The 18,920-nt window shown below is 37.6% G+C and carries 19 protein-coding genes; 9 read left to right on the plus strand and 10 right to left on the minus strand.

Going from position 1 to position 18,920, the window contains the following annotated elements:
* Positions 1-27: 27 nt before the first annotated feature.
* The 8 genes from V7Q04_RS07630 (at position 28) to V7Q04_RS07665 (ending at position 7,215) form a co-directional block, all read left to right on the plus strand.
* Complete coding sequence (locus V7Q04_RS07630; RefSeq protein ID WP_333804385.1) at positions 28-1,359, plus strand: S41 family peptidase; 1,332 nt, start codon at positions 28-30, stop codon at positions 1,357-1,359.
* Positions 1,360-1,373: 14 nt separating this feature from the next.
* Positions 1,374-2,087, plus strand: coding sequence for a phosphoribosylaminoimidazolesuccinocarboxamide synthase (purC, locus tag V7Q04_RS07635; protein ID WP_333804386.1), 714 nt, complete (start codon positions 1,374-1,376; stop codon positions 2,085-2,087).
* 22 nt (positions 2,088-2,109) lie between these two features.
* Complete coding sequence (purS, locus tag V7Q04_RS07640; protein WP_333804387.1) at positions 2,110-2,355, plus strand: phosphoribosylformylglycinamidine synthase subunit PurS; 246 nt, start codon at positions 2,110-2,112, stop codon at positions 2,353-2,355.
* Positions 2,349-3,020: a phosphoribosylformylglycinamidine synthase subunit PurQ gene (gene purQ / locus V7Q04_RS07645; protein ID WP_333804388.1), complete on the plus strand. Its 672-nt coding sequence runs from the start codon at positions 2,349-2,351 to the stop codon at positions 3,018-3,020. Before purS ends, purQ begins: the two co-directional genes overlap by 7 nt.
* A gap of 4 nt (positions 3,021-3,024) precedes the next feature.
* On the plus strand, positions 3,025-4,116 hold the full coding sequence (locus V7Q04_RS07650) for a hypothetical protein (RefSeq protein ID WP_333804389.1): 1,092 nt from the start codon (positions 3,025-3,027) through the stop codon (positions 4,114-4,116).
* A complete protein-coding gene (locus V7Q04_RS07655) occupies positions 4,094-4,786 on the plus strand; it encodes a lysophospholipid acyltransferase family protein (protein ID WP_333804390.1) in 693 nt (230 codons plus the stop codon). Before V7Q04_RS07650 ends, V7Q04_RS07655 begins: the two co-directional genes overlap by 23 nt.
* 137 nt (positions 4,787-4,923) lie before the next feature.
* On the plus strand, positions 4,924-6,795 hold the full coding sequence (gene htpG, locus V7Q04_RS07660; protein WP_333804391.1) for a molecular chaperone HtpG: 1,872 nt from the start codon (positions 4,924-4,926) through the stop codon (positions 6,793-6,795).
* A gap of 234 nt (positions 6,796-7,029) precedes the next feature.
* A complete protein-coding gene (locus V7Q04_RS07665) occupies positions 7,030-7,215 on the plus strand; it encodes a hypothetical protein (RefSeq protein WP_333804392.1) in 186 nt (61 codons plus the stop codon).
* Between the two features lie 115 nt (positions 7,216-7,330).
* Here V7Q04_RS07665 and V7Q04_RS07670 read toward each other — a convergent pair whose 3' ends face one another.
* The 9 genes from V7Q04_RS07670 to V7Q04_RS07710 all read right to left on the minus strand — a co-directional run bounded on the left by V7Q04_RS07670 (position 7,331) and on the right by V7Q04_RS07710 (position 16,143).
* The gene (locus V7Q04_RS07670) at positions 7,331-9,067 is read right to left on the minus strand and encodes a thioredoxin domain-containing protein (protein ID WP_333804393.1); all 1,737 of its coding nucleotides are present in this window, start codon (positions 9,065-9,067) and stop codon (positions 7,331-7,333) included.
* 9 nt (positions 9,068-9,076) lie between these two features.
* The gene (locus V7Q04_RS07675; RefSeq protein ID WP_333804394.1) at positions 9,077-9,469 is read right to left on the minus strand and encodes a rhodanese-like domain-containing protein; all 393 of its coding nucleotides are present in this window, start codon (positions 9,467-9,469) and stop codon (positions 9,077-9,079) included.
* Between the two features lie 62 nt (positions 9,470-9,531).
* Positions 9,532-11,562 carry an ATP-dependent helicase gene (locus V7Q04_RS07680; RefSeq protein ID WP_333804395.1) on the minus strand — a complete coding sequence of 677 codons (2,031 nt, stop codon included), beginning with the start codon at positions 11,560-11,562 and terminating at the stop codon, positions 9,532-9,534.
* Positions 11,563-11,630: 68 nt separating this feature from the next.
* Positions 11,631-12,167, minus strand: coding sequence for a hypothetical protein (locus V7Q04_RS07685; protein ID WP_333804396.1), 537 nt, complete (start codon positions 12,165-12,167; stop codon positions 11,631-11,633).
* Positions 12,164-12,796, minus strand: a complete 633-nt coding sequence (locus V7Q04_RS07690; protein ID WP_333804397.1) for a hypothetical protein — start codon at positions 12,794-12,796, stop codon at positions 12,164-12,166. Before V7Q04_RS07690 ends, V7Q04_RS07685 begins: the two co-directional genes overlap by 4 nt.
* Entirely contained in the window at positions 12,786-13,586 is an 801-nt protein-coding gene (locus V7Q04_RS07695; RefSeq protein ID WP_333804398.1) for an ATP-binding protein, read from the minus strand. Before V7Q04_RS07695 ends, V7Q04_RS07690 begins: the two co-directional genes overlap by 11 nt.
* Before the next feature lie 87 nt (positions 13,587-13,673).
* Entirely contained in the window at positions 13,674-14,177 is a 504-nt protein-coding gene (locus tag V7Q04_RS07700) for a flagellar basal body-associated FliL family protein (protein WP_333804399.1), read from the minus strand.
* A 10-nt stretch (positions 14,178-14,187) separates the two neighbouring features.
* The gene (locus V7Q04_RS07705) at positions 14,188-14,700 is read right to left on the minus strand and encodes a hydrogenase-4 component G (RefSeq protein WP_333804400.1); all 513 of its coding nucleotides are present in this window, start codon (positions 14,698-14,700) and stop codon (positions 14,188-14,190) included.
* Positions 14,701-14,814: 114 nt separating this feature from the next.
* Entirely contained in the window at positions 14,815-16,143 is a 1,329-nt protein-coding gene (locus V7Q04_RS07710) for an ATP-dependent DNA helicase (RefSeq protein WP_333804401.1), read from the minus strand.
* Positions 16,144-16,199: 56 nt separating this feature from the next.
* Between V7Q04_RS07710 and V7Q04_RS07715 the strand changes: the two genes are divergently transcribed.
* Complete coding sequence (locus V7Q04_RS07715; RefSeq protein ID WP_333804402.1) at positions 16,200-18,206, plus strand: SH3 domain-containing protein; 2,007 nt, start codon at positions 16,200-16,202, stop codon at positions 18,204-18,206.
* Here the strand turns inward: V7Q04_RS07715 and V7Q04_RS07720 are convergent, their stop codons facing one another.
* Positions 18,207-18,914, minus strand: coding sequence for an endonuclease/exonuclease/phosphatase family protein (locus V7Q04_RS07720; RefSeq protein ID WP_333804403.1), 708 nt, complete (start codon positions 18,912-18,914; stop codon positions 18,207-18,209).
* Between the last annotated feature and the right edge of the window lie 6 nt (positions 18,915-18,920).

Genomic DNA, 18,920 nt, shown 5'->3' on the forward strand with positions numbered 1-18,920 from the left:
TAATCTTGCGAGGAGCATACACACGCTATGAAACATTTACCATTTGCTACGGCTGGCTTTATTGCCACATTTTTAGGTATCACTACCTTTTTTTCTTCAACGCTCTTTGCAGCAGATAATGCTGATGGAGAAAAGAGTCGTCTTGCTTCTTTGGCCAAATTTACACGCGTTTTGGCAACCATTGAAAAATATTATGTTGATGACATCAAAATTGACGATATCGTCAAAAAGTCCATTGAAGGACTTTTAACAAACCTCGACGCACACTCTTCTTACCTCGATGAAAAACATTTTAAAGATCTCAAAATCCAAACTGACGGTGAATTCGGTGGTTTAGGTATTACGGTTGGTCAAAAAGATAGTGCTTTAACCGTTATCGCGCCGATGGAAGGAACTCCTGCAGATAAAGCAGGTGTTAAAGCGGGCGACATTATTTTGAAAATCAATAAACAATCAACACTCAACATGACCATTGATGAAGCGGTCAACATCATGCGTGGTAAACCAGGTACAGGTATAGAACTGACACTTGTACGTGAAGGTGAAAGTAAACCTCTTACGATTGCCATTGTTCGCGATATCATCAAAATCGAGTCTGTTTACTCAAAGACTATTGAAAATGAAAACATCCTCTATGTTCGTGTTGTAAGTTTCGATAAAAATATTGTAGGTGATGTACAAGACGCTATTAACAAAAACAAAGGTGTTAAAGGTATTGTTCTTGACCTTAGAAACAATCCGGGGGGGCTTTTAAATCAAGCTGTTGGACTTGTTGATCTTTTCGTTGATGAGGGTATTATTGTTTCGCAAAAAGGACGTGTAGAGTCTGAAAATGCTGAATACAAAGCAAGCAAATCAGCTACCATTACCAAAGCGCCGTTGGTCGTCCTTGTAAATGGTGGTAGTGCAAGTGCAAGTGAGATCGTCAGTGGTTCATTACAAGATCATAAACGTGCCATCATTATTGGTGAAAAAACTTTTGGAAAAGGAAGCGTACAAGCTGTTCTTCCCGTCGTTGATAATGAAGCAATTCGTTTAACGATTGCACGTTACTATCTCCCAAGTGGGCGAACCATCCAAGCAGAAGGTGTCACACCTGATCTTGTTGTTTATCCAGGTGATGTTCCTCATAAAAACAACGAACAATCACTCAAAGAAAAAGATCTTAAAAAACATTTAGAGAGTGAACTGAAAAAAGTAGATGAAAACAAAACAGAAGTAAAAGAGACGAAAACAAAAACAAAAACAAAAGAACAAACAAAGGCAGAGAAAGAGATCGTGAGTCAAGAGAATTTATTCAAAGATTTACAACTTAAAAGTGCTGTTGATGCAATCAAAGTACTTTCTATTAAAAAATAATTGAGGAGAGAGACGTGAATAAAGGTGCATTGTTATACGAAGGTAAAGGTAAAAAACTGTTTTTAACAGATGACGAAAATCTTTTAGTTTCAGAATTTAAAGATGACTTGACAGCATTTAATGCTGAAAAAAAAGGTAATGAAGCAGGTAAAGGTGCGCTTAACTGTAAAATCAGTACACAACTTTTTCATCTTCTTGAAAAACATGGTATTCAAACACACCTCGTCAAAACACTTGATGATACAAATCAATTGATCAAAAAAGTAAAAATCATTCCTATCGAAGTGGTTGTTAGAAACATTGCAACAGGTTCTCTTGCAAAACGCCTTGGTATAAAAGATGGTACGGTACTTCCTTTTACCCTCGTTGAATTTTATTACAAAGATGATGCTCTTGGTGATCCTATTATCAATGATGAACACTGTTTACTTCTCAATCTTGTGAAAAGTGAATCAGACCTTGAAGAACTTAAACGTCTTGGTCGCGAAATCAATGTCATTATGAAAAGTTTTTTTGCTGAACGTAGACTCAAACTTGTTGATTTCAAAGTTGAGTTTGGTGTCGATAAAGAAGGAAACATTCTTCTCTCAGATGAAATCAGTCCTGACAGCTGTCGTTTCTGGGATATGGATACCAATGAAAAACTGGATAAAGATAGATTTAGACAAGGTCTTGGTGATGTTAAAGTTGCCTATGAAGAAGTCCTAAAACGTATTCTCTCTCACTAAAATTACAAGGAAAAAATAAACGATGAAAGTTATTGTCAATATTCAACTCAAAAATGGTGTTTTAGATCCACAAGGAAAAGCTGTTCATCATGCACTTGCTTCTTTAAAATTTAACGAAGTAAATGAAGTCCGTATTGGAAAGCAAATCATCCTTGATATCGCAGAGTCTGACAAAGCAACAGCAGAAAAAAGAGTGAAAATCATGTGTGATGAGCTTTTAGCCAATACGGTTATTGAAGATTATACGATTGAGTTTCCAACATGCTAGTTGCTGTTGCAGTCTTTCCCGGAACAAACTGCGAAATCGATACTAAATACGCTTTTGAAAAACTAGGACAAGACGTTGTTCTTGTTTTTCATAAAGAGGAAAAATTACCAGAAGGCACTGACTTAGTCGTACTTCCCGGCGGTTTTAGCTATGGCGATTACCTAAGAAGTGCTGCCATTGCTAAATTTTCACCTATTATGAAAGCGGTCATTGAATTTGCTAACAATGGTGGAAAAGTCCTTGGTATTTGTAATGGTTTTCAGATGCTTGTTGAAGCACGCCTTTTGCCTGGTGCTATGAAACGCAATGAAAACGTTCATTTTATCTCACAATTTCATCACCTTAATGTTATTGCAAATGATAATACATTTTTGCGTAAATGCTCAATTGGTGAGCTTTTAAACGTCCCAATTGCACACGGTGAAGGAAGTTATTACATTGATGATGCTGGACTTAAAGAGCTTTATGCCAATAAACAAGTACTGCTTACGTATTGTGATGAACAAGGAAATGTTAAAAACCCTAATGGATCGGTTGATTCCATTGCAGGCATTTGCAATAAAGAAAAAAATGTGTTTGGTCTTATGCCACACCCAGAGCGTGCCATCGAGAAAATTTTAGGCTCTGATGATGGTGTTAAAATGCTTGAGGGTTTTCTAAACTAACGTGATGAAGAAATTTTTCACACTCCTCGTACTCTCTTTGGCTCTTTTAGTGCCTTCTTTTGCTGCTGAAGAGAGTGCGTTTTCAGGTCGTTCCAAGTCCATTTTCCTCTCTGTTGAAGAGATGCCTCAAAAAGTCTATATTGGACAAGTTTTTCCGATAAAAGTCAAAGCCATCGTTGCTAATGATAAAATTGATGGACTTCTCAATACCTTTTCAAGTGCTTCAGCAGCAGAAGTTCTTAATCCTCAAAACCCTTGGGAACGCTCACGCGACAATACCTATTTTAATACCTTTTATTTCAAAATAAATTCTAAAACAGCTGTAATGCCTCGCCTTAGTGTCTCTTTAATACAGCAACAAGAGGCCGTTGAAAGTGAAGTTATCATTTTAAATCTTCCATCTCAACTTGTTCAGCTCAAGCAAGACCCACTTTTTAGTAATGTCATTGCTCAAACTTTAAATATTAACAAGTATAAAACAACAACATTTGATGCTAAAAATGTTATTGTTGTCTTGGAAATCGAAACGACCGGTGCTAATTTAAAAGACTTTGCTCTCAGTGGCATTGCTAAAAGTGGTATCGATTCTTTTTCTGACAATGGAACTTCTCAAAAAATTTATTACTATGGTATTGTTCCAAACTATCAAAAAAGTTTTGATTTTACCTACTTTGATCTTACAAGCAATAAATTTAATAAAATAACACTACCAATGGTTATTGAAAGCGATGAAGTCAGTACCCAACTTGGACTTAACCCCAAAGAGAGTATTTTTGAGTTCTATAAAAGCGTTGCTTATGCAGTTGCCGCGTTTTTATTCTTTGTCATTTTACTGAAACGTCGAAGATGGTACTATTTGGCTATTTCGTTGTTTTTCTTGGCACTCTTTTTCCTCGATCGTAATCCATTAAACAATGCAAAACTCAAAGCAAACAGTAGTATTATGATTCTTCCAATGGAGAGATCAACTGTCTTTTTTACCAGTGATAAAACCTTAGATATTGAAAAATTGGGAGATCGTGATAAATATATCAAGATCTTACTACCCGATGGAAAAATTGGATGGACTGACCGTGAAAATATTATCAAAAATTAGAGGTTTTTATGTGATGATCGAGTTTGTCATCACCGTTTTGATGACTATTATTTTGATGTATGCATTTCGCAACAATACACATATCATTCGACGTACATGGGGGCGATTGCAAACATTTTTAATGGGCTTTCGTATTAAACAAATAGGTGATGTAGCACCTAGTGCAACACTTTTAGTGCTCAATCATCAAAGCCTTGTTGACATTGTTGCACTGGAGACAATTTATCCTAAAAATCTCTGCTGGATTGCTAAAAAAGAGATTGAAGATATTCCTCTTTTTGGACATATTATCCCAGCACCTCGTATGATTTCTATTGATCGTAACGACAAACGCTCACTTATCAAAATGATCAAAGAGGGTAAAGAACGCGTGAGTGAAGGACGGGTTCTTGCTATGTTTCCAGAAGGAACACGTGGACGTGGTGATAGACTTTTAAAATTTCAAAGTGGTGCAAAAATTCTAGCTGAAAAGTTAGAGCTTATCGTCCAACCTGCTATCATTGTCGGGGCACGTCATATTCTTGATTCTAAGAGCCTTGATGCGCATGGCGGTGAAGTCAAAGTCATTTATCTTGATCCTATCAATCCTAAAGAGGACGAACAATGGTTTGAGAAAATGTACATTACAATGGAAGAGCGATTAGCTCTTGAGTTAGCTTCAAAAAAGTAATCTATTGAAAGCCACTTTTGTGGCTTTCAAATTCTCTCATTTTTGCTACAATAACGCGATTTTTGGATTTGTCAAATAACTTTTAAAACATAAGTTTTTTGATAAATCCAACTATACATACATTAAAGGATAAAACCATGTCAAAACATCAATTTCAAACGGAAGTTACTCAACTTTTAGACCTGATGATTCATTCGCTCTACTCTAATAAAGAGATCTTTTTACGCGAACTTATCTCCAATGCTTCGGATGCCTTAGATAAGCTGAATTATCTCACACTGACCGATGATACATACAAAGCACTCTCATACATTCCACGCATTGACATCGCCATTAACAAAGAAGCTAAAACCCTTACTTTAAGCGATAGTGGTATTGGTATGAATGAAGAAGACTTGGTTGAAAACCTTGGAACCATCGCTAAAAGTGGTACAAAATCATTTTTACAAAACCTTAGTGGCGACAAAAAGAAAGATTCAAGCCTTATTGGTCAATTTGGTGTTGGCTTTTACTCTGCTTTTATGGTTGCCAATAAAATTGAAGTTGTAAGTCGCAAAGCTGGCGAAGAAAAAGCCTATATGTGGAGCAGTGAAGCAGGTGCAGAGTATGACATCGCAGAAGTGACCAAAGAAAGCCACGGTACATCGATTACCCTTTATCTCAAAGACGATGAAGATGAATTTTTAGAGTTTTACCGCATCCAAAACGTCATTAAAAAGTATTCAAACCACATTCCATTCCCTATTTTTATGGACAAAGAAGAGAAAGAGTTTGATGATGAAGGTAAAGAAAAAAGTAGTGAGATCAAAAACGTACAAGTTAACAAAGCCAGTGCACTTTGGACAGTAGCAAAAAGTCAAATCAAACCTGAAGAGTACAAAGACTTTTACCAACAAATTTCTCACGATAGCACCGATCCACTTCTTTGGAGCCATACAAAAGCTGAGGGTAAATACGAATATACTACACTTTTCTACATCCCATCAACGCCTCCAATGGATTTGTTTAGAATGGACTATAAACCAGGTGTTAAACTCTACGTTAAACGTGTTTTTATTACCGATGATGAAAAAGAACTGCTTCCTACCTACCTTCGTTTTGTCAAAGGTATCATCGACGCGGAAGACCTACCACTGAACGTTAGCCGTGAGATTTTACAACAAAACAAAGTGCTAGAGACTATCAAAAAAGCTTCGGTTAAAAAAATTCTGAGCGAACTCAAATCACTCAAAGAAAAAGAGAGTGAAAAATACCTAGAGTTTTACAAAAACTTTGGACGTGTTGTTAAAGAGGGACTTTACAATGACTGGGAGAACAAAGAAGCACTCTTAGAGCTTGTACTGTTCAAATCATCTAAACGTGATGGCTTAGTCAGTCTGAAAGAGTATAAAGAGGCGATGGGAGAAGATCAAAAAAGCATCTATTACATCACGGGTGAAAATGAAAAACTCCTTCGTAACTCTCCACTGATTGAGCAGTTTAAAGCGAAAAATATCGAAGTCTTACTTCTTGACGAAGAAGTCGATGCCATCGTCTTCCCAATGGTCGGTGAGTACGATAAAACCCCAATCAAACCGGTCAATAACTCAGACATTGATGAAGAGATCAAAGAAGATAAAGCGAAAGTTGAAGAAGATGAGAAAACGTATAAAGAAATCTTGGTAAAAATGAAAGAGATTTTGAAAGATGATGCGAAAGATGTTAAAATCTCTAGCCGTTTGAGTGACTCACCATCATGCCTTGTATACGATAAAAATGACCCAGATTTCCAGATGCAACAAATGCTCAAACAAATGGGACAAGACAATCTACCTGCCGTTAAACCTATCTTAGAGATCAATCCTGAGCATGAAATTTTCAAAAAATTAAGTGCAAAAGGTGATCTTTTAGAGCTTAATGATGTCGCTTTCTTACTTCTTGATCAAGCTAAACTTCAAGAGGGAATGAAGATCGAAGATACCGCTGCTTTTGCAAAACGCTTAAACCGTTTTATCGCAAAAGCGCTTTAAAAAACAACTTTACATGTAAGGATTTTTCCTTACATGTAAAAAAGAACTCCCCTTACCTCTCCAAGCTACATCAAACCTCCATTTTCATAGAATATTACACACGACTTCCAATGTTCGTAACATATGAGCATAAAATACAGAAAGTTAAAAGCTTAGCCCTGACCCCTATTATTTTTGAGCATATTAGGCTGTTTTGTATATAATGTTCATTGAATAAATAGTTAGGACGCAATTATGGATTTTCTAAAAAATATTTCAGTTAACTTACATGCTACAGGACCTGCAACTGTTATGACTGTTTGGTGTATTTGCATTACATTGCTAGGTTTATATGGGGATGGCGAGTTGGCTAATAGTGCCATAAAAATACTTTCATTTTTCGGTGGCATGGTTATGATAGCGCTTGCAAATAAAGCATGAACAAATTTTGCTCTAACAAATCAGAGGAGACCAATCAAAAACCCGCGAGCGGCTTTTTGATTGCTCATTTTAAACATTATGTAGAAAAAGGGGTTAGAGCTAAACTTTTAACTTTTTACATGTAAAGTGTCACTGCCCTCACCGCTTCGGGGTAGGCGTGAGCGTACTTTTGAATCCCTGAGCCAAAACTCTCTAACATATCCTTTGCACGAATAGATAGCGCTGTATCATCTTCCAACTTTGCTAATTCAAAAAGATTTTTAATCATCGTCGAAAGCGGGCTTTTGTAGCTGTTATCTTCCAAAACCGCTTTGGCACGGAAGGCTTTATCGGAAAGATACCACGTCTCTTCTTTATAAAATCTCTGCTCTGCTTCATGGCTGAGTTTCTTTGCCAATTCCAAGTAACGCACCTCTTTAGTATGCGCATAACTGCGCAGTAAGGCTTCAATGACAAAGGCATAATCTTCAAGCAACGCTTCCACTTTCAAACTACCACCTAAGACGATTTGGTGGTACAAAACACCGTTTACATGTAAAGTTTTTAAGAGGGTATCGAGCACATTTTTTGCTTTTTCAATTTTACCTGCCTCATAAAGTGCTGTGATCATTAAAGCATTCCACGATGTCAAAATCTTCGTGTCAATAAACGGATACGCTACCTTTTGACGCTCTTGTTTTAAAATAGTAACGGCTTCATCGAAACGAGCAGGTTTTTCATTACATGTAATGACAGGATTGGTACTCTGGTGTTCAAAATTACCAAATTTTGTGATGCCAAAATAATCCATTACAGCTTTAGTCTCCACCTCACTCAGACCTGCTTTTAAAAGCGTTTCTTTGGCTTCTTTAAATCCAAAAACAAAATATTTGCCCTCTTCGCCTTCAGAGTCTGCATCGCTAGCGCTGAGATAGAGTCCCTCTTTTAAAAACCGCTCATCCATCGCTTCGATGGTTTTATCGACGACCTCATTAAACAATGGTTTTTGCGTGATTGTGTACAGTTTGGCATAGACTTCAATCAGCTCAGCATTGGTGTACAACATCTTTTCAAAATGAGGAATCACCCAAGCCTCATCGACGCTGTAACGGTAAAATCCACCCTCTATCTGGTCATTGATGCCCCCTTGCGCCATCGCACTAAGCGCATCTTCACTCATATACAACGCTTCAAGATTTTTGGTTTGCACATAAATATCTAAAAGTGCGTTCCATGTCGAAGCATGCGGGAATTTTGGTGCACTTCCCACACCTTTGGAGACATCATCGTAACTTGCTTTGACATTGCTCACAAATGCTTCGACGACTGCAATTTTATCAATGTGGCTCTTTTGTTCAAAACTACGCTCGTAATGCTTAATAGCCGCCTCAATACTCTGTGCACTCTTTTGAACTTCTTCATATTCATCATCGAATTTACCTTTAATGAAACTGGTCAATTCACGAAATCCCATGCGTCCCTGTGCACTCTGAGGTGGCAGATACGTTCCAGCGAAAATAACCTGCTGTGTTGGCGTCATAATGATGCTTAGAGGCCAACCACCGCTTCGTTTGGTAAGGAGATAATGCACGTCCTGATAGTATTTGTCAAGATCAGGCATCTCTTCACGATCGACTTTGATGCTTACGTATGAATCATTAAGTAGTTTTGCACTCACGTCATCTTCAAATGTTTCGCGCTCCATTACATGGCACCAATGGCAGGTGCTATAGCCGATGGAAAGAAAAATGAGCTTATTTTCATCTTTGGCTTTAGCAAGGGCTTTATCACTCCATGCCATCCAATTGACGGGGTTATGTGCATGCTGAAGAAGGTAAGGAGAATCCTCGTGGATCAGTTCATTGCTGTGCATGGCATCATCCTAAGGGTTATAAGGTGAAGGCGTATAGCCTTTAGTGACAAGAGATTTCATCCCACCTTTAATGTTAACAACTTTATATCCTTGTTTGGAAAGGAGTTCTGAAACAGCGGCACTCCTACTTCCTGTTCGACAAATGAGTGCAAACTCAGTATCTTTGCTCACATATTTGTCAAGCTCTTTCATAAACACTTCGGCGTCATAACGTCCTTGTTCGTCAAAGAAAGTTAGAGGAATAGCATTTTTTACCAACCCTGTCTCTTTCCATTCAGGCATTGTTCGTATATCAATGATTTTAATGCCACTTTTAACCACTTCTTCACTTGCATCAACATGGCGCAGTTCTGCAAAAAGAAATGATGTGAAAAGTGATATAAGAAGTAAAATTTTGTACATAAGAAACTCCTGTCTTTTTAGGAGTTATTCTATCTCTTTTAAGTTAGTAGAGTCTTTAAAACTTAATGTACCATTCCCGCTTCAACTAAAAAGGGTGAATGGGTATAGCTGATTTTTTTGATTTTGTCATACTTTGCGTAAGAGAGAATGAGCATATCTTTCGCGCGTGTGGTTGCAACATAAAAAAGACGTCGCTCTTCTTCAAGACTTCCACCTTTTTGCATCAACTTGCGATTTGGAAAACGCCCATCCATAAGGTCTATGACGTAAACTTCTTTAAATTCAAGTCCTTTGCTGGCATGAATGCTTAAAAGATTGACACCCTCACCTTCACTCATTTCGTTACTGCCAAGGGTCAGGGCATTGAGGAAACGCTCACTCGAAGCATAGCCACTTGCTAAATCTTTCAGCAAATGTCCTTTTCTAAAGATACGCGCTCTTGCTTCTTGTTTCATCTTATCATCCACACTACCATCTTTTTTAGTAGAACGTTTAACCGCTAATACTTCAGCGATGGCACTAAAGACTTCCGAACTTAAGACGTGGTTAATGAGACTTTGAGGCGTTTTAATGCGTATAGCATGCTTCATAAATTTATAAAAAGAGTGTAAAAACTTCGCACCATCTGTGGTAAGTTTTGGATGCTTTAATATAGGGCTGGAAAGAAAAAGCTCTTCAAAACCAAAATTGTAAAAACGACTGACACTACCAAGATCCATAATATCATCAAAGAGTCCTAATTGATGGTTCTTCGCCCGTTTTTTAAAAATATCTTCCACATCCTCTCTTGGATGAAAAAATCCTTGATAGATGTTACCATCCCCCAATTTAAAAAGCCCATCAAATAGCTCTTTTGAAAGCGAACTTCCCACACCTCTGGCGTATTCAAATGTATGAATAAACGCCATCATATCTTTAGGATTTACAACCACACCAACAAGATCAAGCATTCCTTTGACTTCGGCTGAGTCAAAAAAGCTAATACCTCCTTTGCGTCTACAAGCAATTCCCTGTTCGCGAAGCGTTGCTTCAATACCGTCTGCGGTAGAGTTATTGCGAAAAATGACAGCAATGTCAGCAGGAGCATGCATTGAATGTTTAATGAGTGAAGCAATCGACTGATACTGAGAAAAAAGCTCATCGTAGATAAGAAGTTTTGGTGCTTCAAATGCACCATCGCGTGTTACTTCAAGCCTTTTTTCATAGAGCCTTGGATTTTTTTCAATCACGCGGTTTGCTAAAGATAAAATTTTATGCGAAGAGCGATAGTTCTTATTGAGTGTGAAAACATTTGCATTTGAATAGCGTGTTGCAAAAGAACCAATGATGTCGATGTTTGCACCATTAAACGCGTAAATACTTTGGTCATAATCCCCCACGCAAAAAAGTGACTTTGAGCGAAATGCGTCAATGAGGGAACCTTGTAGTGTATTGGTATCTTGATACTCATCGATCAAAACTTCATCAAAACCAAGATCCTCAGTTGTTTTAAGTGTATCGCGCATGAGAATCAAAAGATCATTAAAATCAACATATCCGAACTCACGTTTTAAAGCTTGGAACTCCTCAAAAATATCTTCATAAATGTCAAAAAAAAGTCCATGCTCACTGTCATTTGACTCCAACCATTCTGAAAAAGTCTGCGTAACGGTGCTGTTTTGGTAAAGCGAAAACATATCGTACAAATATGCGGCACTGTAAGCTTTTGCACCAGAATCTATATGATCAAATCTGCGCCTATCGTGAATACTTTTAAGCAAAATTTTAAGATCTTTGGGTTGTTTGAGAACAATATTGCGTCCCAATTTTTTCAAAAGACGATAACTCACCGCATGGAACGTCCCTGATTCAATTTGTGAGGTGATATTTTTACCAAAGAAAACACCCACACGCTCCAACATTTCTGCTGCTGCTTTGTTGGTAAAGGTCAATAGTAAAATACGAGATGGCTGAACACCTTGATTTAAAAGATGCGCAATACGTGCTACAATGGTCGAGGTTTTACCTGTTCCTGCACTGGCAATAATAAGATTATGTCCTGAGGGTGCAGTAGCAGCACTTTTTTGCTCAGCATTGAGTCGACTAAGAGGCATTGAGTTCCTAAAGTAAAAAAATTAGAGGTGGGATTGTAGTAAAAAAGACCCTAAAACAAAGTAAAGATTTACAGATACCAATGACGTTTTATCAACTTCCCATCTTTATTTTCGTCGATAAAAACTTTTTTAGGATCATCATCAGAGAGCCACAAAGTATAGTTAAGATCAGGTGTTTTGATCTCAATACGCTTTTCAACAACTTCGTAGTTACCTTTAGAAAGTTGTTCAAATACACGAGAGAGCACATGATTGGTGCGAGGAAGTTTTAACTCTTTGAGATTAATAGTATCATGCATAAATTGATAAATGAGCTTTTTTTGAAGCACTAACGTTGCAAAGTAAGAACCACTTTCACGATACTCTTTAGTACTGATAAGATTTTTAGAGATATTACCTAAAATATTGATGGAGTCTATCTTGGCACATGCATCACCAATGGCAACTAAAATTTGTTCATTTTTATCGCTTTTAAGGACAAATCCAGCACCATCATTGCAAACTTTTTCAAAATTTTTCGCCTCATAATCTCTTAAAACATCGTTATACGAATAAGCGTACATGTAACTGCTAAAAAGACCCAATAATGCTAAAACTACTCTCATTCTTGTCCTTTGTAAACGTTTAGAAGTTCTTGTACTTCTGTAGAATTAATATAGCTTAAAAAGAGTTCTAAAGACCTTATAGCTTCAGCGCGATCACCTAGAGAAAACTTCGCTTTAGCATATAATATCCACGGCTTTTCAGAACGCGAATTGTATTTACTCGTCTCTTTCGCCCAGATAATCACATCGCCATACGATTGTCGCCCAAAATAAAAATAGGCCAAGGCATAGGCATTATCAAAATTTTGTACTGCATTAAAACTTTTGAGTAACTGCGTTTCTTCACTTAATGCTTTTGTCTCATTAACCGAAAATTTAGTATCACTCTTATAAATACGTGGCGCCAAGAAAAGGAGCTCCTCTTCTGGCATTTGTGGCGCTATGATTTTTTCAGGTACCGTAACATTACTTTCATTTTTATCACTTGACGATGCTTGAGTTTCAACAACCAAAGGTGCAATAATAGGTTTTTCAGCAGTAAGTGGTTCTTGTGCGTGTGGATACATCCAATAATAACTTCCAAAACCAATGAGAAATAAAGATGTTATGATGAAAACCATGCGAATAATGCGTACTTTTTTAAGCCTTGCGCAACGTCGTTCTAACTCTTCAAAACGACTATTTGTCATCAATAAGTCCTATATCAAGGGCTGCCATAGTTAGAAGACAACTGTTGAGTTTACGGTATTTTGAAAGACCTTTTTTTTGCGTATAATCCAATAGTTTCATCAGCGTATAAAGAAACTTTTTAATCATTCTAAAATTACCTTTAGCATATCGACCAATAACCCGAGCCTCATTTTTTGTAAACATCGCGCTAATTTCATTATGCGTATGTCCTTTAAAGAGTGTTTGAATATAACGCAAAATTTCATTTTCTTCAAGATTTCCATACTCAATAACCAATTTTGAACGGGTTTTAAACTGCTTTTTTTCAAGCAATGCCATGCCTTCTTCTTTGTGCATAGCAAAGACAAATTGAAAAAGTTTTGTGTCGCTTAAAATGCGAATAAACTCGAAATGATCATAACTTAAAAGCTGTGCCTCATCGATAAAAATCGTACAAAGTGTTTCAGCGTACATATCCAAAAGTTCATCCATAAACTCGCCTTGACTTTTGTTTTTGTGAAAAAACATATTGCGATTTTCATAGAGTAATCTTATAAGATCGCACGAATCAAAAAAAGGATATTCAATTAAAATACTTGATGAAGGTTCTGTAGCTTCTTGATGCATCACTCGCATCATATGACTTTTACCAACACCAGACTCACCAAGAATAAAAATCAGGGGAACAGTAGCGTCACCAATAGCATTTTTGAGATTGGTATGAGCAATTTCAGAACTGATACTGTCAAAATAAAACGAAGGGTCAACCGTGTCTTTAAAAAACTCTTTAGCAGCTTCAAAATCTTTCATTATGACTCTTTGCAAGCGGTTGCTTTGATTTATTTTATTTTATCATATTCTTTGATAGTTATGAGATTTAATATGCAAAGATAATGTTTAAAAATTAACAGCATTTTCTTCAGGAATCAGTGAGCGTTTTGGTAGTGGTGGCGCTAGATTGAGCTGTTGCGATTGCTGTTGTTGTCTTGGAGCACTGTTTTGTTGTTGCTGTTGTTGAAAAGCACCCTCTTTTTTCATCGCTTCAACGATCTCTTGCGTTGTTGGATTGGTTTTGACGGTTAATTCTTTAATATAGACCGAATCGATCACTAGCCCATGTGTTTTTTTTGCATAGGCAATAATAGTTGATTTTAAAAGCTCTTTACCTCGAGAGGTAACAAGATCTTCGGCAAAATAACTTCCAATAACAATATTGAGCGCATCGACTACTTTATGCTCGCTTTTTTTAACATCATTACCTTCAAAGACCAAACCAACGGTTACTTCTACAGGTTTTTTATCGGACTTTGCAAAGACATTGGCTTTGAAATGCTCTACCACCAATGTCTCAGCAAATACACTTACATGTAAAAATAACAATGCTGTTAAAACGCGTTTCATTTGAGCCTTTTTAAACGGATGTATCCAGCACATTTCCGCCAAGTTCTTTGATCCTAGCGTCAACTTTTTCCAGTGCTTTTTGCATCGTAGTATAACTAATTTCAGGTAATTTTCCACCCCAAACTTTTTCAGCTTCGCTAAAACCTTGAAGCATGCCAGAGCGTCCTGCTTGAAGTTTTGAGAGGTCGTCTCCCGCACCATTTACCACAAAATCAGCAATTCTAGCACTCGTTTGAGAAATACCGAAAAAACCATCATCGGCAACCAAAGCCTTCGCTTCATCTTGGCTCAATTCACCAATAGGCTTTCCACTGTAACCAATATCAGCAAGACGAAATGTGCTTGCTTGTTCGCCTAATGTTGCGCTAGACTGCTCCATCATCTGCTTTTGGTATGCAGCAAAATACGCATTGGTAATCTCTTTGCCACTGAGCTTCTTTTCCTGTGCATCATTCAGACTAATCGTAGATTTTGTACTGTACGTTTTACTTGACGTACTTTCATAATTGACATTAAGATCCATAAGTTGCCCCCTTAGTTTCATCTCAATTTTGACACGCTTTTAAAGTAACACTAGGTTCTCTTCGGCAGAGAGCCCACGCACCCTTGTGCTTTACTTTTCTTTACATGTAAATCGTCAAAATTCATCAAAAAGTGAATCGCTCCTCACCTCTTCTATTTTCAAAATATCTGATTTTTGGTAAAACTCCCCTACTTTGGGAGAGACTTGTACACAGCGTGTCAAATGTTCATAAAAACGCTGATAATGGTAATCGAGCAAAAGTTGATTGGGGTAGCGCGCACGTGAAATGGCTACATAAAACTGGCTTTTTTCAAAAATAGTGTTAATGTTGCAAACCAAAGAGTCAATGCTCATCCCTTGGCTTTTATGAATCGTAATGGCATACGCCAATTTAAGTGGAAACTGTTCAATGGAAACAAGCGGTTTTTCTTTCACTTCACCTTCCATAACAACATTTTCATGCAACGTGTACTCTTGGCGCTCCACTTTAACCAGCTCACCTGCTTTTTCTACAATGACCTCATTTTCATCTATTGCTTTGATGACACCACGCTCACCGTTATAGTATTTCCCCCATTTATTGGTGCAAAAAAGTACCTTTGCACCGACTTTCAACGTCAAGTCTACAGGAATGGGAAGAGCGTTTTTCCAGCCTTCTATCTTATTGACGTGTAAAGACTGCTCATGCACTTTTTCTTTGGCTTTGAGCACGATAGGTTCACTGTCTATTTGCGCCAACTTTTGAATGTTGAGCATCTCAGCTTCTTTGTTTCTGCCAAACAAAACCGTTGGGTCATCATCCCAAACACCGACATTAGTGCGTAAGGCTTCAAGATATTCAACCGTCTCATTTTCAAGTATACCACGTCTGATTTTTCCTAAATGTGAAAAGAAAAGTGCGTCATGCGTACGCTTGGTAATGGTTAGCTCCACCACCACAGGCTCAAAAGCGTTCCATGAACTGCTCTCAAACGCATACTCAAAACCACCCCATAGGCTATTTTCCTTACCTTTTGAAACAGGAGGTAGCTGGAAAAAGTCGCCCACAAACAGCACACTTCCCTCAAAACCAGCATTGCGAAGACGGTAATAAATCATATCAAGCAAATCAGCCGACACCATGCTAATCTCATCAATGACCAAAAGATCGCATCTCGTAAGCACTTTTTTGATCTCCACAAGTCTTGCTTTAGAGTAACGATCATGACGTGTGAGCTCATCAAGATGATTGCAGATGCCAAAAGCAAAAAAACTGTGCAACGTTTGCCCACCGACATTGACAGCACTCACACCTGTGCTTCCTAGTACGACGACTTGTTTACCTACTTTTCGAAGTTCCGTTACAAGTTCACCGACAAGATAGCTCTTCCCAACACCTGCACCACCCGTGAGGAGAACATTGTCTTTTTTTAAAATGTCGATGATTTTTTGTGCTAAACTCAAAAGGAATCCTAGATGTTTTTGGTATTATAGCATTAACGATATTCAAGGTTTCAAATATGACAATACGAAATATTTTTCTTTTTACCTGTATACTTTTTTTCCTCATCGGTTGTGCCCCCAAAGAGCCAACAGTCGAAGCATTTGTCGCGCAAAAAACGGCTTCCAATGACATGCTTCTCTATCCCCAAAATGTAGATTTTTTAGCGCAAAACATTACGCCAAAAAACGTTGCACAAGAAGATTTTACCTACCGGTACTACTCACCATGGTTTAGAACGCATGTCAGCTCTAAAAAAGAAGATGCACTCTGGGCAAACAAATCGTATGGACTTAAAGGTCGTTATTATGGTGAAAATCTCCAGCTCATTTCCGATGCAGAGATCGATGCTATCATTCACAGCACCAATATAGAAGCGTATGGGAGTGTCAATACCCATGCCATCATGATTCAAAATGCACAGATGCGAAACCTCCCTACCGAAAAGCCTTTTTTCAAAAAGACCACATTACCAGGCGAAGGTTATCCCTTTGATAACTTGCAAACTTCTCGTATTCACATCGCTGAGCCTTTGATTATTTCACATTACAGTAAAGATGGCGCTTGGGCGTTTGTTGAAAGCTCTTTTGCTTCAGGATGGCTGCCTGTGGAAACATTTGTGAGCGTGGACGCACAAGAACGTATAGCGCTTATTAAAGCCCAAAAAATTGCCATTATTAAAGACAATGTCCCGCTTTATAATGCCAAACAACGTTTCATCACGTACGCTAAAGTAGGTGCTATTTTACCTATAGACAATGAAGATGAAAACTTTTTTCATGCATACATGTACACACGCGATGGTGAATTTAACGCTCAAAAACTAGAGTTGCGTATTCCAAAGACCTTTGCACAAACAGTGCCCGTTGCCTTTGCACAAGAGAGTATTTCTAAAATTGGTGATGAACTCTTAGGCGAAAAGTACGGCTGGGGTGGCTACCTCGCCAATCGTGACTGTTCTGCGATGACACGCGATTTTTTCTCTCCCTTTGGCATATGGATACCCAGAAACTCCGCCGCGCAAAAGAGCTTTGGCGAATATATTTCAATGAAAGATTTAACTCCCAAGGAGAAAGAAGCAATGATACTCAAACACGGCATAGCCTTTTTAAGCCTCATTTACCTTAAAGGTCACATTATGCTTTATGCGGGTGAATTTGAAGGTAAACCTCTTGTTATGCATAACGTTTGGGGTGTACGAACGATGGAAGAAGGAAAAGAAGGTCGCAATATTATTGGCAAAGCCGTTGTTACAGATCTTTACGTTGGTGCAAATCAACCTAATGTCCCAGAAGCTGGGCTTCTTATCAACCGTGTTGAAGGCATAATGGTCAAACCAGCCAACACCAAAAGCAATAATTTCACACAAAAATACCCCAGTGTAAAGTCTGTCCATGACAATACCGTTTTTTTTATGGATGGAAGTTCACTGCCATATGATGACAAAAAAGTAAAAAGTTTTGATGAAAAGCTTGAAAATGCAGATATAGAAGACATGTTCGCGCAAAACTACCCAGCTTTTGCACCCATCACTGATCCTGAACTCAACAGCGATCCAGGACGCTTTCGTAACGACACTTTTTTGAAAAAACTGTATGGCTCCAATAAAAGCGAAATCGAAAAAAATCTCACAACCATAAACTGGCTACCAAACCATGGTGGTAAAAAACTGCAATTTAACAAAAATGAAAATGCGGCAAGGCAGTTGCAAAAAGTCTCTGATGATTTGGATAAATTGCCCGAAGAGTTTATGAAATACCTTAAAAAAGTTGATGGAACCTACTACTTTCGTAAAATCGCCAAAACAGAGCGCCTAAGTGCCCACAGTTACGGCATCGCCATCGATCTCGACACCCACTACTCACGCTACTGGCAATGGGACAAAACGCACAATTTTCACAATGAATTTCCTAAAGAGATCATCGATATTTTTGAAAAACACGGCTTTATTTGGGGTGGCAGGTGGTACCACTATGACACCATGCACTTTGAGTATAGACCTGAATTGTTTGAGAGTGTAGACTAACTAGCTAAATTCAAATAATACTGGCATATGGTCACTTTTGGAAAGCCACTCTTCAGGCTTACCTACATTAACGTGTTGTAATTTTTCATGCCAATAAGAACCTGCAAAACAGTAGTCAATATGATAAGGTTTTTTTAAATTTTTCTGTAAAAACAATGTTGGCTGACCTTCATCGCCAAACGCTTCATTAAAATATAAATGATATAAACTCTTAATATTCTTTAAAATAAAGATTGCTAACAAATCCCCTAAATTAGACTTCTTCTTCCCTTTATCCCATATTTTATTCCAATTAAAATCACCCATAATGATAGTTTTTTCATCGAGTAAACTATGATATTCTCTTAAAGCATATACTACTTGACCAATATATCGTTGTTCACGATTAATAGAATCATTCATCGCCCAAACTGCAAAAAGTGAGAATTGCTTTTCGTCATTTAAGAAGACATCAATAGGAACAACATAGCGATATGCTTCATTATATAACGAGTTTATTTTCAATTCATAATTATTAAAAGCAAAAACAGCTAAACCTTTATTTTGGTTATCTCCAATCCATAAAGAAGAATTTGCTTGTTGACATTCAGGTATTTTCTCTAAAGTCTCACACTCTTGTAAAATGACAATATCCTGAAAAGAAGAAGTTATTATTTCAGACTTCTTTCTAAACGCCATGTTACAGTTCCATGTTAATATTGACTTCATTTTAAT

The organism is Sulfurospirillum sp., assembly GCF_036802865.1.
Lineage (GTDB): Bacteria > Campylobacterota > Campylobacteria > Campylobacterales > Sulfurospirillaceae > Sulfurospirillum.